A 17260-nucleotide genomic window follows, 5' to 3' on the forward strand; every position below is an offset into this window, starting at 1 on the left:
GATGGCGACGAAGCCACCCAAGGCCGACCCGGTCCAGGACGCGCCCCAGGTCACGGAGCCGCAGCACACCGCGGCGGGGCTGCCGGCCGTCGGGCACACGCTGCGCGTCGCCCGGCAGCAGATGGGGGTCAGGCGGACCGCGCTGACCCTGCTGCGGGTGAACCAGAAGGACGGCTTCGACTGCCCGGGTTGCGCCTGGCCCGAGCCGGACCACCGGCACAAGGCGGAGTTCTGCGAGAACGGCGCGAAGGCGGTCGCCGAGGAGGCCACCCTGCGCCGGGTCACCCCGGAGTTCTTCGCCGCGCACTCCGTCGCCGACCTGGCCGGGCGCAGCGGCTACTGGCTGGGCCAGCAGGGCCGGCTCACCCACCCGATGTATCTGCCCGAGGGCGGCGAGCACTACGAGCCGGTCACCTGGGAGCGCGCGTTCGACATCGTCGCCGAGGAGATCACCGCGCTCTCCTCCCCCGACGAGGCCGTCTTCTACACCTCCGGCCGCACCAGCAACGAGGCCGCGTTCCTCTACCAGCTCTTCGCGCGCGAGCTGGGCACCAACAACCTGCCCGACTGCTCCAACATGTGCCACGAGTCGTCCGGCTCGGCGCTCGGCGAGACCATCGGCATCGGCAAGGGCAGCGTCCTGCTGGAGGACCTGTACCAGGCCGACCTGATCATCGTGGCCGGGCAGAACCCCGGCACCAACCATCCGCGGATGCTCTCCGCGCTGGAGCGGGCCAAGGCGAACGGCGCGCGGATCATCAGCGTCAACCCGCTGCCGGAGGCGGGTCTGGAGCGCTTCAAGAACCCGCAGACCCCGCAGGGCATGCTCAAGGGCGCCTCGCTCACCGATCTGTTCCTCCAGATCCGCATCGGCGGCGACCAGGCCCTCTTCCGCCTGTTGAACAGGCTGATCCTCGACACCGAGGGGGCCGTCGACGAGCTCTTCGTCCGCGAGCACACCCATGGCTTCGAGGAGTTCGCCGAGGCCGCCCGTGCCGCCGACTGGGACGAGACGCTCACCGCGACCGGGCTGACCCGCCCCGAGATCGAAGAGGCCCTGGGCATGGTCCTCGCCTCGCAGCGCACGATCGTCTGCTGGGCGATGGGCCTGACCCAGCACAAGCACGCCGTGCCGACCATCCGCGAGGTGGTCAACTTCCTGCTGCTGCGCGGCAACATCGGCCGCCCCGGCGCCGGGGTCTGCCCGGTGCGCGGCCACTCCAACGTGCAGGGCGACCGCACGATGGGCATCTTCGAGCGGCCGGCCCCCGCCTTCCTCGACGCCCTGGAGAAGGAGTTCGGGTTCGCGCCCCCGCGCGAGCACGGCTTCGACGTCGTACGGGCCATCGAGGCGCTGCGGGACGGAGAGGCGAAGGTCTTCTTCGCCATGGGCGGCAACTTCGTGTCCGCCTCCCCCGACACCGAGGTCACCGAGGCGGCCATGCGGCGGGCCCGGCTGACCGTGCACGTGTCGACCAAGCTGAACCGTTCGCACGCCGTCACGGGCGCGCGTGCGCTGATCCTGCCGACGCTGGGCCGCACCGAGCGGGATCTCCAGGGCAGCGGTGAGCAGTTCGTGACGGTCGAGGACTCGATGGGCATGGTGCACGCCTCGCGCGGACGCCTGGAGCCCGCGAGCCGCCGTCTGCTGTCGGAGCCGGCGATCGTGTGCCGGCTGGCCCGCCGGGTGCTGGGCGAGGGGTCGGCGACGCCGTGGGAGGAGTTCGAGAAGGACTACGCCGCGATCCGTGACCGCATCGCGCGCGTGATCCCCGGCTTCGAGGACTTCAACGCGCGCGTGGCCCGCCCCGGCGGTTTCACCCTGCCGCACGCGCCGCGCGACGAGCGCCGCTTCCCCACGGCGACGGGCAAGGCCAACTTCACCGCCGCCGAGGTGGAGTTCCCCGAACTGCCCGAGGGGCGGCTGCTGTTGCAGACGCTGCGCTCGCACGACCAGTACAACACCACGATCTACGGCCTGGACGACCGTTACCGGGGCATCAGGAACGGCCGCCGGGTGGTGCTGGTGAACCCGGAGGACGCCCGCGAGCTCGGCGCCGCCGACGGGGCGTACGTGGACCTGGTGAGCGAGTGGAAGGACGGCGTGGAGCGCAGGGCGCCGGGCTTCCGGGTCGTGCACTACCCGACCGCGCGGGGCTGCGCGGCCGCCTACTACCCGGAGACCAACGTCCTGGTGCCGCTGGACGCCACCGCGGACACCAGCAACACCCCGGCCAGCAAGTCCGTGGTGGTCCGTCTGGAACAATCGGCCACCGACTGAGCGTTTGCTCAGCGAGAGGTAGCCGTACTGATCAGACGAACGGAGCCGGTCCATGGGCGAGCAGCAGCACGTGCAGTTCCCGCAGGAGGTCCTCGACGAATACGCGGCGCTCGGCGTCGACCTGCCCGCCCTGTTCTCCGCGGGGCACCTCGGCACGCGCATGGGCGTCCAGATCGTGGAGGCGTCCGCGGAGCGGGTCGTCGGCACGATGCCGGTCGAGGGCAACACCCAGCCGTACGGGCTGCTGCACGGCGGCGCCTCGGCGGTGCTGGCCGAGACCCTCGGCTCGATCGGCTCGATGCTGCACGGCGGCGTCTCCAAGATCGCCGTCGGGGTCGACCTGAACTGCACCCACCACCGGGGCGTGCGCTCCGGCCTGGTCACCGGCGTGGCCACGCCCGTGCACCAGGGCCGTTCGACGGCGACGTACGAGATCGTGATCACCGACGAGGAGAACCGCCGCGTGTGCACCGCGCGGCTGACGTGCATGCTGCGCGAGGTGGGCCCGAAGGACGCCGAGCGCGTGGGCGCCACGGGCTGACACCGCACCCGCCCGGCCCGCGCGAGCACCCCACGGCGCCACCGCGCCGGGCCGGGCGGCACGGGACCCGGCCCGGCGGGCCGGGCGAACGGCACACGACGCCCCTCCCGGCCGGCGGAGGGGCCGCGAGCCCCGCCCGGCCGTCGGAGGACCGGGCGCCCCGCCCGGCGAGCACCGCCAGGGCCCGACCGGGCCCGGAGCGCCGCCGGACCCCGCCCGGACGGGTGCGCACGGCAGGACGCGGCCCGGACCGGCCGCACACCGCGAGGTCTCGTCCGAACCGGCACGCGCCGCCGGACCTCCGCCGGGCCCGCTCGGCACCGCAGGACACCGACCGCGCCAGGACCACCGCAAGCCCCGAACGGCCACCCCGGCGAGCCCCCGCCCCGAACGGCCCACCCCGCGAGACCCCCACCCGGACCGGCCCACCCCGCGAGACCCCCACCCGGACCGGCCCACCCCGCGAGACCCCCACCCGGACCGGCCCACCCCGCGAGACCCCCGCCCGGACCGGCTCACCCCCGTGAAGCCCCCTCCTGGGGGCTCAGCGCCGGCCGGCCCCCGCCCAGCCCCCTCAGGTGCCTCCGCACCCCCTCCGAGCCCCCTCCGGGGCCACGCTCGCCCCCGCAGGCCCGTCCACGTCAGGCGGCGGCACCGCGAGACGCCGCCGCGGCAGACGCCCGCCCCCGCCGGACACCGCCGAAGCTCCCGAGGCACCTGTCCGGCACCCCGTCCGGCCCCGCCCCGCCCTCGGGCACACCCGACAGCGAGCGCCCCTCCCCGCCCGGCCCGAAACGATCACGCCAACTCCGTGCGCCGCAACGGCCGGACGCCGCCACCCCGTTGATCCCGTGCGCCGGGAGGCATACCGTCGGGACATGACAACGAGAGGGCACCTCTCGTGGGGAGCGGCGCTGTGCGGGGCGGTCCTCCTGTCCGGGCCGCTGCTCGCCGGATGTGCCGGACCGGACCGGCCGGAGAGCGGAGAGGCCGCCTCCGGATCGCCGTCGCCGCGCTCCACTCCCCCGGCCGAGCTGTGCGCCCGGATCGTCGCCCACTGGTCGCGGGAGGTCCTCGGCAGCGGCACCTACGGCGACTATCAGTCGATGGGGCTCTCCGACGGGCAGTACGAGATCCTCAGGGACGTCGTCGACGCCGCCCGCGCCGAGCGGGAGCGCCACGGCACCGCCGCCGCAAGGACATTGATCGGCCGTCAGGCCGAACGGCGCTGCGCCGACCGCCACCGCACGGGCGACCCGACCGGGGGGCCGTGGAGTTGAGCGGCGTCGGCCCCGTCGAACCGGGTGAGGGGACCCTCGAACGGGACCCCCTGGAGACACGTCCGCCCCGCCCCCCGGGCAGCCGGCCCGGCCGCCCGGGAACCCGCCGCCGCGCCCTGGTGGCGGGCTCGGGCGCCGCCGCCCTCCTCGCCGCCGGCGGCTACCTCTACGCCAGCCGGCCCGAGGCCCCTCCCGAGGCCCCTCCGCCCTACCCCTCCCAGGCGGTCAGTGTCCGCTATATCGGCCCCGCGACCCCACCTTCCAGCGCCTCGAAAGGCAGTTTCACCTTCGAAATATCCCTGAAAACCCTGTCGGGTCCACAGATCACGGTGGTGCGGATATCTCAGCCCTACTCCGGGCTTTCCCTGACCCCGTTTCCCCGGCCGCCTTTCCGGACAAGGGCCGGAATCCCCCACAAGATCCTCATCAGGATGCAGGTCACGGAATGCGCGAAAGTTCCACGGAACGCAGGGCTCCCCTTCCTGGACGTAACTCTACGTAATACGCGTGCAATACAGACGCACAGCTTCATCCTCGGCGCCCCGTACGCGCGCGCCCTCGCCGACGCCCTGCAAGTAGCCTGCAGCAACGAGTTTGCGACATCACCAAAACCCTAGATCACTCCTGATGACAACGGAGTCAGTCCTGCGCGTCTCACAATGCAGACTGCGCGAATCGGCCAGAATTCCACTCTTCCCCCCAGGAAGTACCGCTCTGCATTACGTCGTGTCATAACAAGAGCGTCACAGCCTTGGCCAGGCCCTCCTCCACGTTCCCCACACACGCTTAGAGTCACGGCCAGTCACCGCGCCACCGGAATCGAAGTCTCTTCGGCCCCAGCGCTCGACTCGGCCCCTCCCACCGGGGAGGGCCGCGCCAGGGAAAGGACTGGATCGTGCGTCAACGTTCGCTCATCGCCATTACCGCCGCGCTGGCAGCGGGAGCTCTCACCCTCACCGCCTGCGGCTCGCGCGACGAGAGCGGCGGCGGCTCCGACAGCAGCGGCGGCTCGGGCACCACCAAGGTCGTCATCGGTGTCGACGCTCCGCTGACGGGTGACCTGTCCGCTCTGGGTCTCGGCATCAAGAACTCCGTCGACCTCGCCGCCAAGACGGCCAACAAGGAGAAGTTCGTCGAGGGTGTGACCTTCGAGGTCGTGGCCCTGGACGACCAGGCCCAGCCGTCCTCCGGCCAGCAGAACGCCACCAAGCTCGTGGCCAACAAGGACGTCCTCGGTGTCGTCGGTCCGCTGAACTCCTCCGTCGCCGAGTCGATGCAGAAGGTCTTCGACGACGCGAAGCTGGTCGAGGTCTCCCCCGCCAACACCAACCCCGCCCTCACCCAGGGTCCGGACTGGCAGAAGTCGAAGGCGCGCACCTACAAGTCGTACTTCCGCACCGCGACCACGGACGCCATCCAGGGCCCGTTCGCCGCGCAGTACGTCTTCAACGACGCCAAGAAGAAGAAGGTCTTCGTCATCGACGACAAGAAGACCTACGGCGCCGGCCTGGCGGCCACCTTCTCCGACGAGTTCAAGAAGCTCGGCGGCAAGGTCGTCGGCACCGAGCACATCGACCCCGACACCAAGGACTTCTCCGCGGTGGCCACCGAGGTCAAGAGCAGCGGCGCGGACGTCGTCTACTACGGCGGCGAGTACCCGCAGGCCGGCCCGCTCAGCAAGCAGATCAAGGCCGCGGGCGCCAAGATCCCGGTGGTCGGCGGTGACGGCATCTACAGCGCCGACTTCATCTCCCTGACCGGCGCCGCCGGCACCGGCGACCTCGCCACCTCGGTCGGCGCGCCGGTCGAGGAGCTGCCCTCCGCCAAGGAGTTCGTCGCCAACTACAAGGCCGCGGGCTACAAGGAGGCCTTCGAGGCGTACGGCGGTTACTCCTACGACTCCGCCTGGTCGATCATCGAGGCCGTGAAGAAGGTCGTCGAGGGCAACGGCGGCAAGCTCCCCGAGGACGCTCGCGCCAAGGTCACCGAGGCCATGCAGGGCGTCTCCTTCGACGGTGTGACCGGCAAGGTCTCCTTCGACGAGTTCGGTGACGCGACCAACAAGCAGCTCACCGTGTACGCCGTCAAGGACGGCAAGTGGGCGTCGGTCAAGTCCGGCACCTACACCGGCTGACACCTCCTCACGCACCACCTCTGAGCCGCGCGGGGCGCTGCACCACTGGCGCCCCGCGCGGACTCACATCCGGTCCCATCCGTCGAATCATCCGAAACGTCTCGGAGGACATGCGGTGAACGAACTGCCGCAGCAGCTGGTCAACGGCCTGCTACTAGGATCCATGTACGGCCTGGTCGCCATCGGCTACACAATGGTCTATGGCATCGTCCAGCTCATCAACTTCGCCCACGGCGAGATCTTCATGGTGGGCGGGTTCGGCGCCCTCACAGTCTGGCTCTACGTGCTGCCCGACGGCACGTCGATGTGGGTGGCTCTGCCCCTGATGCTCATAGGCGGCATCATCGTCGCCGTCCTCGTCGCCATGGGGGCGGAACGGTTCGCCTACCGGCCCCTGCGTACCGCTCCCCGCCTTGCCCCGCTCATCACCGCCATCGGCCTCTCCCTGGCCCTCCAGCAGGCGGTCTGGGCCTGGTACCCGGACGCGAACTCCGCGATCACCTTCCCCCAGATCGAGGGCGGCCCCTTCGAGATCGGCAGCGTCACCATCCAGACCGGTGACGTCTTCCTGCTCGTCGCCGCCCCCATCAGCATGGCGGTCCTCGCGTACTTCGTGATGAAGACCCGCACCGGCCGCGGCATGCAGGCCACCGCGCAGGACCCCGACACCGCCAAGCTCATGGGCATCAACACCGACCGCATCATCGTGGTCGCGTTCGCCCTCGGTGCCGCGTTCGCCGCCGTCGGCGCCGTCGCCTACGGCCTGAAGTACGGCGAGGTCCAGTTCCGCATGGGCTTCATCCTCGGCCTCAAGGCATTCACCGCGGCCGTCCTCGGCGGCATCGGCAACATCTACGGCGCCATGCTCGGCGGCATCGTCCTCGGCGTCGCCGAGGCCCTGTCCACCGCCTACATCTCCGACATCCCCGGCATGGAGCAGTTCGGCAGCCAGTCCTGGGCCAACGTCTGGGCCTTCGTACTCCTCATCCTCGTACTGCTGGTCAGGCCCCAGGGTCTGCTCGGCGAACGCGTCGCGGACAGGGCGTGAGACCCATGACGACACAGACCACCGCACCCGAGACCTCCTCCAAGAGCGACACGGTCAAGCACGCCGGCCTGATCGGGCTCCCCCAGCCCCTCGCCCGCGCCCTGGCCACCGCGGGCGGCGCCCTCGCCGTCGTGTCGACCTTCATGGCGTGGACCTGGACCTCCGAGTTCCCCGGCGACCTCACCGTCTACGGCTACCCCGGCGGCCTCCAGGTCCTGGTCCTCATCGGCGGTGCCCTCACCGCCCTGCTGGGCCTCTCCTCGTACGGCATCAAGGGCCTGCGCTGGCTGACCCCCGCCGGCTCCGACAGCGCCCTGCGGCTCGCCGCGTTCGGCACCTTCGCCACCGCCTGGTACACGATCATCGCGATCAGCACCCAGCTCGGCGGCCTGGTGAACCTGGAGCCCGGCGGCTGGATCGCCGGCGTGGCCACGCTCGCCGCCGTGCTCGGCGCGTTCTCGCTGTCGTTCGACTGGCCCGAGCCCGAGCCCATCGACCCCGAGGACAGCAAGTCCGAGCAGCTGCGTCACCGCCTGCGCGGCGTGGGCGCCGTCCTCAAGGCCGCGCTCGCGACCGGACCGTCCGCCCCGGCGCGCAAGCTCCCCTCGTACGCCGAGATCCTGATCATCGTCGCGGCGCTCACCGTCGGCCTGGTCGTCTTCACCTACGGCATCGGCACCGAGTACGACGAACTGTTCATCGGCTTCCTCATCACCGCCGGCTTCGGCTTCGCGGCTCTCGCCAAGGCCGGTCTCGTGGGCCGGGTCTCGGCGCTCACGGCCAAGTACCGCACCGTGACGATGATCGGTGCCTTCGCCGCCGCCGCCGCGTTCCCCTTCACCCAGTCCGACGACCAGTACGCGACGATCGGCGTCTACATCCTGATCTTCGCGACCGTCGCCCTCGGCCTGAACATCGTCGTCGGCCTCGCCGGTCTGCTCGACCTCGGTTACGTCGCCTTCCTCGGTGTCGGCGCCTACACCGCGGCCATGGTCTCCGGCTCCCCGTCCTCGCCGTTCGACATCCACCTGCCGTTCTGGGCGTCCGCCCTGCTCGGCGCCGCGGTGGCCATGGTCTTCGGCGTCATCATCGGCGCGCCGACCCTGCGTCTGCGCGGCGACTACCTGGCCATCGTCACGCTCGGCTTCGGTGAGATCTTCCGCATCACCGTCCTCAACCTGGACGGCACCTCGGGCCCGGACATCACCAACGGCTCCAACGGCATCTCCGCCATCCCCAACCTGAACATCCTGGGCTTCGACTTCGGCGCGGAGCACACGTTCCTCGGCTTCACCATCGCGCGGTTCGCCAACTACTTCCTGCTGATGCTCCTCATCACGCTGATCGTCGTGGTGGTCTTCCGCCGCAGCAGCGACTCGCGCATCGGCCGCGCCTGGATCGCCATCCGCGAGGACGAGACGGCCGCGCTGGCCATGGGCATCAACGGCTTCCGGGTCAAGCTCATCGCCTTCGCCCTCGGTGCCGCGCTCGCCGGTCTCGCCGGCACGGTGCAGGCCCACGTCACCTACACCGTGACGCCGGAGCAGTACCAGTTCGCCGCCGTCGTCCCGCCGAACTCCGCGTTCCTGCTGGCGGCCGTCGTCCTGGGCGGCATGGGCACCATCAGCGGTCCGCTCGTCGGCGCCGCCCTGCTCTACCTCATCCCGGCCAAGCTTCAGTTCCTCGACGACTACCAGCTCTTCGCCTTCGGCCTCGCGCTGGTGCTGCTGATGCGCTTCCGCCCGGAGGGCCTCATCCCCAACCGGCGCCGCCAGCTCGAGTTCCACGAGGAAGCCGCCGCTCCCACAGTCCTCGGCAAGGCAGGGGCCTGACCACATGACCACCGAAACCACCACCAAGGACACCGCCGCCACCAAGACGACGGTGCTCGACGCCCGCGGCGTCACCATGCGCTTCGGCGGCCTCACCGCCGTACGAGGCGTGGACCTCCAGGTCAACAGCGGTGAGATCGTCGGACTCATCGGCCCCAACGGTGCCGGCAAGACGACCTTCTTCAACTGCCTGACCGGCCTGTACGTCCCCACCGAGGGCGAGGTCCGCTACAAGGGCCAGGTCCTGCCGCCGAAGTCCTTCAAGGTCACCGCGGCCGGCATCGCCCGTACCTTCCAGAACATCCGTCTGTTCGCCAACATGACGGTCCTGGAGAACGTCCTGGTCGGGCGTCACACCCGCACCAAGGAGGGCCTCTGGTCCGCCCTTCTGCGCGGCCCCGGCTTCCACAAGGCGGAGGCCGCCTCCCGCAACCGCGCCATGGAACTCCTGGAGTTCGTCGGCCTGGCGGGGAAGGCCGAGCACCTGGCGCGCAACCTCCCCTACGGCGAGCAGCGCAAGCTGGAGATCGCGCGGGCCCTGGCCAGCGAGCCGGGCCTGCTGCTCCTCGACGAGCCCACCGCGGGCATGAACCCCCAGGAGACCCGGGCCACCGAGGAACTGGTCTTCGCCATCCGCGACATGGGCATCGCCGTCCTCGTCATCGAGCACGACATGCGGTTCATCTTCAACCTGTGCGACCGGGTCGCCGTGCTCGTCCAGGGCGAGAAGCTCATCGAGGGCGACAGCGCGACCGTCCAGGGCGACGAGCGTGTCGTCGCCGCCTACCTCGGTGAGCCCTTCGAGGGCGACCCGGGCGCGGAGGAGGCCGCCGAGGCCGAGACCGCGGAGGCCGCTGTGGCCGCCGGGACCACGGAGGCCGAGACCACCGAGGCCACCGAGGCCGAGGCGGGCGAGGAAGTCGCGGAGGCCGAGGCGGGCGAGGCACAGGCCCCCGAGGCCGAGGCCGAGGAGGAGCCCGCGCAGGGCGAGACCTCCGAGGCCGAGGCCGCAGAGGCAGAAGCCGACGCACCGAAGGACAACGCGCCCGGCAAGGAGAACGACCGATGACCGCACTGCTCGAAGTCGAGGACCTCCGGGTCGCCTACGGCAAGATCGAGGCCGTCAAGGGCATCTCCTTCAAGGTCGAGGCCGGCGAGGTCGTCACCCTGATCGGCACCAACGGCGCGGGCAAGACCACCACCCTGCGCACGCTGTCCGGTCTGCTCAAGCCGGTCGGCGGCCAGATCCGCTTCGAGGGCAAGTCCCTCAAGAAGATCCCCGCCCACAAGGTCGTCTCGCTGGGACTCGCCCACTCCCCCGAGGGGCGGCACATCTTCCCCCGCATGACGATCGAGGACAACCTCCGCCTCGGCGCCTTCCTGCGCAACGACAAGGCAGGCATCGAGAAGGACATCCAGCGCGCCTACGACCTCTTCCCCATCCTCGGGGAACGCCGCAAGCAGGCCGCGGGCACCCTCTCGGGCGGCGAGCAGCAGATGCTCGCCATGGGCCGGGCGCTGATGTCCCAGCCGAAGCTGCTCATGCTCGACGAGCCCTCCATGGGTCTCTCCCCGATCATGATGCAGAAGATCATGGCGACCATCGCCGAGCTCAAGTCCCAGGGCACGACGATCCTGCTCGTCGAGCAGAACGCCCAGGCGGCGCTGTCGCTGGCCGACCAGGGCCATGTGATGGAGGTCGGCAGCATCGTCCTGTCGGGCACGGGCCGGGACCTGCTCCACGACGACTCGGTGCGCAAGGCGTACCTCGGCGAGGACTGAGCACCCGCGTGACATGACCAAGGCCCGCGTCCCGGTGATCCGGGGCGCGGGCCTTGGTCGTGGCGCGGGCCTTGGTCGTGGCGCGGGCCTTGGTCGTGGCGCGGGCCTTGGCGGCGCGTGCCTCGGTCGTGGCGCGGGCGGCGTCAGCCCTTGTCGCCGGACTTCGCCGCCTTCTTCTCCTCGGCGTCCTCGATGACCGCCTCGGCGACCTGCTGCATGGACATGCGCCGGTCCATGGAGGTCTTCTGGATCCAGCGGAACGCGGCCGGCTCGGTCAGCCCGTACTCCGTCTGCAGGATCGACTTCGCCCGGTCCACCAGCTTGCGCGTCTCCAGGCGCTGGCTGAGGTCGGCGACCTCCTTCTCCAGCTCCTTCAGCTGCGTGTAGCGGGACACGGCCATCTCGATCGCCGGTACGACGTCGCTCTTGCTGAACGGCTTCACCAGGTAGGCCATGGCTCCGGCGTCCCGGGCGCGCTCGACGAGGTCGCGCTGGGAGAACGCGGTGAGCATCAGCACCGGGGCGATCGACTCCTCGGTGATCTTCTCGGCCGCGGAGATGCCGTCGAGCCTGGGCATCTTCACATCGAGGATCACGAGGTCCGGCCTGTGCTCACGGGCGAGCTCCACCGCCTGCTCACCGTCACCGGCCTCGCCGACGACCGAGTAGCCCTCCTCCTCCAGCATCTCTTTGAGGTCGAGCCGGATGAGGGCCTCGTCCTCGGCGATGACGACACGGGTCGTCAGCGGAGGCACGTGCGACTTGTCGTCGTCGGGCGCGTCTACGGGCTGGGGCGACTCGGGCGCGGTCACGGGAGCTCCTTGTTCAGGGCAGGGGTACTGCTGACAAGAGCCTACCTAGCTGCGATAAGGTGGGGGCACGGCGGGTGACCGTCGTCCTTTGTTTCCAAGGGAGCCCCGGTAGCCCAGCGGTAGAGGCAATGGTCTCAAACACCATACAGCGTCGGTTCGAATCCGACCCGGGGTACTTTTCCTCCAAATCCAAGGTCACCACTATTGGGTGGATGTTCCCGTTCCGGTGAACATCCGCTTTTCGCTCCGCGTTCACTGGATCACCCGCACACACTTGGGCATGTGTACGACATCGGCACGCGCAGGCGGGCATTGGACTTGATCGCCCAGGGGCGCAGCCTGAACTCGGTGAGCAGAGCGACCGGCATTTCCCGATCGGCGATCAGGTCCTGGCTGACCCCGCCGGAGCCGCGGCGCCAGGACCGCCCCTGCTTCCGCTGCCAGGAGGTACCGGAGGGTCCCGAGGACCCCTCCGCCTACGCCTACCTTCTGGGCCTCTATCTGGGTGACGGCTACATCGTCTCGAAGCCCAGGCAGCACTATCTGATGGTCACGTGTGCGGCTTCCTGGCCGGGCCTGATCGATGCCGCCGAGGACGCCATGCGCACCGTCCTGCCGGAGCCGGGCATCAGCCGTATGCACCGGGCGGGGTGCGTCGACGTCAAGTCGTTCACCAGGCACTGGACCTGCCTCTTCCCCCAGCACGGCCCCGGCAAAAAACACGAGCGCCCCATCGTCCTCGAACCCTGGCAGCGGGCTGTCGTCGACGGCCACCCGTGGGAGTTCGTCCGCGGCCTCATCCACTCCGACGGATGCCGTACGACCAACTGGACGACGCGGGTGATCGGCGGGGAGCGCAAGCGCTACGAGTACCCCCGGTACTCCTTCACGAACAGGTCGGAGGACATCGTCCGGCTGTTCACGAGCACCCTCGACAGCGTGGGCGTCGAATGGAGGCTCGCGAACGAACGGAACGTCTCCGTCGCCCGCGGAGCCTCGGTCGCCCTCCTCGACACCCACGTCGGCCCGAAGAGGTGAGGGGGCTCCGCCAGGGCCTGTCTGACAATTCCCGTCTGCCGCGCGACGCCGTGCACGCACTCTCGCCGCACCGGCCCCGGACCCGAGTACGTCCTCCGGTACGAGGGCCTGGAGCCGGCACGCCGAGAGCACGCACCTGACGGCGCGCGGCCGCCCTTCGGGCGACGACGCGAATGGTCAGGCAGGCCCTAGCAGTCCGCCTCGCCGATGTGGTGCACGCGGACCAGGTTGGTCGTGCCGGAGACGCCGGGCGGGGAGCCGGCCGTGATGACGACCGTGTCGCCCGGCTCGCAGCGGCCGTACTTGAGCAGAAGCTCGTCCACCTGCTCGACCATCGCGTCCGTGGAGTCCACGCTCGGGCCGAGGAACGTCTCCACGCCCCAGGTCAGGCTGAGTTGGGAGCGCGTCGCCGGGTCGGGGGTGAAGGCGAGCAGGGGGATCGGGGAGCGGTAGCGGGACAGCCTGCGGGCGGTGTCGCCGGACTGGGTGCAGGCGACGAGGAACCTGGCGCCCAGGAAGTCGCCCATCTCGGCCGCCGCCCGGGCGACCGCTCCGCCCTGCGTGCGGGGCTTGTTGCGTTCGGTCAGCGGCGGCAGGCCCTTGGCGAGCATGTCCTCCTCGGCCGCCTCGACGATGCGGGCCATCGTCCTGACCGTCTCGACGGCGTACTTGCCGACGCTGGTCTCGCCGGACAGCATCACCGCGTCCGTGCCGTCGAGCACGGCGTTGGCGACGTCCGACGCCTCCGCCCTGGTCGGACGCGAGTTCTCGATCATCGAGTCGAGCATCTGCGTCGCCACGATCACCGGCTTGGCGTTGCGCTTGGCGAGTTTGACGGCCCGCTTCTGGACGATCGGCACCTGCTCCAGCGGCATCTCCACACCGAGGTCGCCGCGGGCGACCATGATGCCGTCGAAGGCGGCGACGATGTCGTCGATCGCGTCCACGGCCTGCGGCTTCTCGACCTTGGCGATCACCGGGAGCCTGCGGCCCTCCTCCGCCATGATGCGGTGGACGTCCTCCGCGTCGCGTCCGCTGCGGACGAAGGAGAGGGCGATGACGTCACAGCCGGTGCGCAGGGCCCAGCGCAGGTCGTCCTCGTCCTTGCCGGAGAGCGCGGGGACGGAGACGGCGACTCCGGGCAGATTGAGGCCCTTGTGGTCGGAGACCATGCCGCCCTCGACGACGGTGGTGCGGACGCGGGGGCCGTCGACGCCGGTGACCTCCAGGCAGACCTTGCCGTCGTCGACGAGGATGCGCTCGCCGGGGGTGACGTCGGAGGCGAGGCCCTTGTAGGTGGTTCCGCACTGGAGGCGGTCGCCCTCGGCGTCCTCCTCGACGGTGATGGTGAACGTGTCGCCGCGTTCGAGGAGTACGGGTCCTTCGGTGAATCGGCCGAGGCGGATCTTCGGGCCTTGAAGGTCGGCGAGGATGCCGACGCTGCGGCCGGTCTCGTCGGCGGCCTTGCGGACACGCCGGTAACGCTCCTCGTGCTCGGCGTGGCTGCCGTGGCTGAGGTTGAGTCGGGCGACGTCCATTCCGGCTTCGACCAGTGCCTTGATCTGGTCGTACGAGTCGGTGGCGGGGCCCAGGGTACAGACGATCTTTGCTCGGCGCATGGTTCGAGCCTATGCCTTACCGGCGGGTAGAGAATTGGCCGGGCATGACCACTCAACAACCTTTGCATGAAGGGCTGTTGACAAGTGTTGAATTGTGCGGGCGTCCGCTCCGATGAGCATTCCGGAGGCTGCCGCACTGCCGTTCCTCCTTCTATTCGAATTCCGCTTCCATGAATGATTTCCTACAGCGCGGGCGGGTTCATCGTGAACCGGGCGTGGACCGCCGCGTACACGTGCTGGCGTTCGGGTTCGAGGTCGAGCGGGGCGGCGGCGTCGGTCTCGGCGGCCACGGCGTAGGCGGCTGAACGCATCCGGCCGGGCGCCGCCTGGTGGGGCGAGGACACCTCGGCGCCGATGTCGGCGAGTTCGACGAGGGCGGCGAGCGTGGTGCCGAGCGCCTCGGCGTACTCACGGGCGCGCTGGACGGCTTCCCTCACCGCCTGCCGGCGCGCCTCGCGATGGGCGGGCGAGTCGGGACGCAGGTCCCACCGGGGTCCGTCGACATGGGTGAGGTCGAGGTCGGCGAGGTGGGTGGTGAGTTCACCGAGGAGGGTGAAGTCGGTGAGCTCGGCGGTGATGCGCACGGCTCCGTGATAAGTGCGGACGCGTTCGCCGCGGCCGTGCCGGGTGAGCTCGGGAGTGATGGAGAAGGCGCCGGTCTCCAGGCGTTCGACGGCCTCGCCGCAGGACTTGACGAGGTCGAGGACGGTGGTGTTGCGGCGGGTGAGGTCGTCGAGGGCGGAGCGGCGGTCACGGCCGCGGGCGGTGACGGTGATGCCGAGGCGGGCGATCTCGGGGTCGACCTCCAGGTGGGCTTCGCCGCGGACGGCGACGCGGGGCGCGTCGGGCGTCCCGTAGGGGACGAATGCTCGGGGGTCATCGGACTCGGATGCGGTCATACGTCCCACTCTGTCATCGATCGGGCGGGTCAAGGCCGTTGGTTCACCGGCCGGGTCACTCAATCGCAACCTGTGGGGACTATTGCTGTCCGCCGTGGGCGGGTCAGAATCTACGCGCGTTATCTACGCGCGTTGTGACCCTTTCTCATCGCCGAGGAGAGTTCGAACATGGCGTTGGACCGTCGGAAGTTCCTGAAGAAGTCCGCCGTGACCGGGGCGGGTGTGGCGCTGGCCGGGACCGCTGCGGCTCCGGCGGCGCAGGCCGCCCCGAGCGCGCCCGCGGCGCAGGGGGGCCGCGAGAAGCGGTACTCGCTGACCGTGATGGGCACGACCGACCTGCACGGCAACGTCTTCAACTGGGACTACTTCAAGGACACGGAGTACTCCGACACGAAGGGCAACGCCAAGGGCCTGGCCCGGATCTCGACGCTGGTGGACCAGGTGCGCGAGGAGAAGGGCCGCTGCAACACGCTGCTGCTGGACGCCGGTGACACGATTCAGGGCACCCCGCTGACGTACTACTACGCGAAGGTCGACCCGATCACGGCCGAGGGCGGGCCGGTGCACCCGATGGCGCAGGCGATGAACGCCATCGGGTACGACGCGGTGGCGCTGGGCAACCACGAGTTCAACTACGGCATCGAGACACTGCGCAAGTTCGAGGAGCAGTGCGACTTCCCGCTGCTGGGCGCGAACGCGGTGGACGCGAAGACGCTGCGGCCGGCGTTCCCGCCGTACTTCATGAAGACCTTCCGGGTGAAGGGCGCGCGGCCGGTGAAGGTGGCGGTGCTGGGTCTGACGAACCCCGGTATCGCGATCTGGGACAAGGCGTACGTCCAGGGCAAGCTGGCGTTCCCGGGTCTTGAGGAGCAGGCGGCGAAGTGGGTGCCGAAGCTGCGGTCGATGGGCGCGGACGTGGTGATCGTCTCCGCGCACAGCGGCTCGTCGGGGACGTCGTCGTACGGTGACCAGCTGCCGTACGTGGAGAACGCGGCGGCGAACGTGGCGCGGCTGGTGCCGGGCATCGACGCGATCCTGGTGGGCCACGCGCACGTGGAGATCCCGGAGCTGAAGGTCGTCAACGAGAAGACGGGGAAGACGGTCGTGCTGTCGGAGCCGCTGTGCTACGCGGAGCGGCTGACCCTGTTCGACATCGACCTGGTGTTCCGCAAGGGCCGCTGGGAGGTCGAGTCGGTGGCGGCCTCGCTGCGCAACTCGAACGCGGTGGCGGACGACCCGAAGATCTCCAAGCTGCTGGACGACGAGCACGCGGCGGTCGTGAAGTACGTCAACCAGGTGGTCGGCACGGCCACCGAGACGCTCACGACGGTCGAGGCGCGCTACAAGGACGCCCCGATCATCGACCTGATCACGAAGGTGCAGGAGGACGTCGTCAAGGCGGCGCTGGCGGGCGGCGCGTACGCCTCGCTGCCGGTGATCTCGCAGGCGTCGCCGTTCTCGCGGACCTCGGAGATCCCGGCCGGCCGGGTGACGATCCGGGACCTGTCGAGCCTGTACGTGTACGACAACACGCTGGTCGCGAAGCTGATGACGGGTGCGCAGCTCAAGGCGTACCTGGAGTACTCGGCGGAGTACTTCGTCCGGACGGCGGCGGGTGCCGCGGTGGACGTGGAGAAGCTGACGAACGCGAACGGCCGTCCGGACTACAACTACGACTACGTCTCGGGCCTGTCGTACGACATCGACATCGCCCAGCCGGCCGGTTCGCGGATCAGGAACCTGACGTACGGCGGTGCCGCGCTGGACGACGCGCAGAAGTTCGTGTTCGCGGTGAACAACTACCGGGCGAACGGCGGCGGCGCGTTCCCGCACGTGGCGTCGGCGCAGGAGCTGTGGTCGGAGTCGACGGAGATCCGTACGCGGATCGCGGAGTGGGTGACCGCGAAGGGTGTGCTGGACCCGAAGGACTTCGCGTCGGTGGACTGGAAGCTGACCCGTGAGGGCACGCCGGTGTTCTGAGCGCCCGGGTGAGG

Annotated in this window: 13 protein-coding genes and 1 tRNA gene; 11 read left to right on the forward strand and 3 right to left on the reverse strand. The window is 70.0% G+C overall.

Translation table 11 applies throughout. The features are described 5' to 3' along the window. Position 1 precedes the first annotated feature (1 nt). The 8 genes from ACIQGV_RS24015 to ACIQGV_RS24050 all read left to right on the forward strand — a co-directional run bounded on the left by ACIQGV_RS24015 (position 2) and on the right by ACIQGV_RS24050 (position 10898). A complete protein-coding gene (locus ACIQGV_RS24015) occupies positions 2-2281 on the forward strand; it encodes an FdhF/YdeP family oxidoreductase (protein WP_402497220.1) in 2280 nt (759 codons plus the stop codon). 52 nt (positions 2282-2333) lie between these two features. Next, complete coding sequence (locus ACIQGV_RS24020; protein WP_402497222.1) at positions 2334-2822, forward strand: hotdog fold thioesterase; 489 nt, start codon at positions 2334-2336, stop codon at positions 2820-2822. 878 nt (positions 2823-3700) lie between these two features. Next, positions 3701-4102: a hypothetical protein gene (locus ACIQGV_RS24025; RefSeq protein ID WP_402497224.1), complete on the forward strand. Its 402-nt coding sequence runs from the start codon at positions 3701-3703 to the stop codon at positions 4100-4102. Positions 4103-4997: 895 nt separating this feature from the next. Further along, positions 4998-6236 carry a branched-chain amino acid ABC transporter substrate-binding protein gene (locus ACIQGV_RS24030; RefSeq protein ID WP_402497225.1) on the forward strand — a complete coding sequence of 413 codons (1239 nt, stop codon included), beginning with the start codon at positions 4998-5000 and terminating at the stop codon, positions 6234-6236. A 115-nt stretch (positions 6237-6351) separates the two neighbouring features. Further along, positions 6352-7284, forward strand: a complete 933-nt coding sequence (locus tag ACIQGV_RS24035; RefSeq protein ID WP_402497227.1) for a branched-chain amino acid ABC transporter permease — start codon at positions 6352-6354, stop codon at positions 7282-7284. A 5-nt stretch (positions 7285-7289) separates the two neighbouring features. Beyond that, positions 7290-9116: a branched-chain amino acid ABC transporter permease gene (locus ACIQGV_RS24040; protein ID WP_402497228.1), complete on the forward strand. Its 1827-nt coding sequence runs from the start codon at positions 7290-7292 to the stop codon at positions 9114-9116. A gap of 4 nt (positions 9117-9120) precedes the next feature. Beyond that, positions 9121-10185 (forward strand): ABC transporter ATP-binding protein, encoded by a 1065-nt coding sequence (locus ACIQGV_RS24045; protein ID WP_402497230.1) that lies wholly within the window; start codon positions 9121-9123, stop codon positions 10183-10185. Next, positions 10182-10898 carry an ABC transporter ATP-binding protein gene (locus tag ACIQGV_RS24050; protein WP_402497232.1) on the forward strand — a complete coding sequence of 239 codons (717 nt, stop codon included), beginning with the start codon at positions 10182-10184 and terminating at the stop codon, positions 10896-10898. Before ACIQGV_RS24045 ends, ACIQGV_RS24050 begins: the two co-directional genes overlap by 4 nt. 143 nt (positions 10899-11041) lie before the next feature. Here ACIQGV_RS24050 and ACIQGV_RS24055 read toward each other — a convergent pair whose 3' ends face one another. After that, complete coding sequence (locus tag ACIQGV_RS24055) at positions 11042-11710, reverse strand: ANTAR domain-containing response regulator (RefSeq protein ID WP_402497233.1); 669 nt, start codon at positions 11708-11710, stop codon at positions 11042-11044. A 102-nt stretch (positions 11711-11812) separates the two neighbouring features. Between ACIQGV_RS24055 and ACIQGV_RS24060 the strand changes: the two genes are divergently transcribed. Continuing rightward, positions 11813-11885: transfer RNA gene (locus ACIQGV_RS24060), tRNA-Leu, on the forward strand. A gap of 107 nt (positions 11886-11992) precedes the next feature. Beyond that, positions 11993-12748, forward strand: a complete 756-nt coding sequence (locus ACIQGV_RS24065) for a hypothetical protein (RefSeq protein WP_402497234.1) — start codon at positions 11993-11995, stop codon at positions 12746-12748. A 188-nt stretch (positions 12749-12936) separates the two neighbouring features. On the opposite strand, the gene pyk is transcribed toward ACIQGV_RS24065, so the two are convergent. Beyond that, a complete protein-coding gene (gene pyk, locus ACIQGV_RS24070; protein ID WP_402497235.1) occupies positions 12937-14367 on the reverse strand; it encodes a pyruvate kinase in 1431 nt (476 codons plus the stop codon). A gap of 182 nt (positions 14368-14549) precedes the next feature. Further along, positions 14550-15266: an SIMPL domain-containing protein gene (locus tag ACIQGV_RS24075; protein WP_402497236.1), complete on the reverse strand. Its 717-nt coding sequence runs from the start codon at positions 15264-15266 to the stop codon at positions 14550-14552. Between the two features lie 168 nt (positions 15267-15434). Here ACIQGV_RS24075 and ACIQGV_RS24080 point away from each other — a divergent pair, with 168 nt between their 5' ends. Continuing rightward, positions 15435-17246 carry a bifunctional metallophosphatase/5'-nucleotidase gene (locus ACIQGV_RS24080; RefSeq protein WP_402497237.1) on the forward strand — a complete coding sequence of 604 codons (1812 nt, stop codon included), beginning with the start codon at positions 15435-15437 and terminating at the stop codon, positions 17244-17246. Positions 17247-17260: the final 14 nt, after the last annotated feature.

This window comes from Streptomyces sp. NPDC093094, assembly GCF_044754345.1.
Classification (GTDB): Bacteria; Actinomycetota; Actinomycetes; order Streptomycetales; family Streptomycetaceae; genus Streptomyces.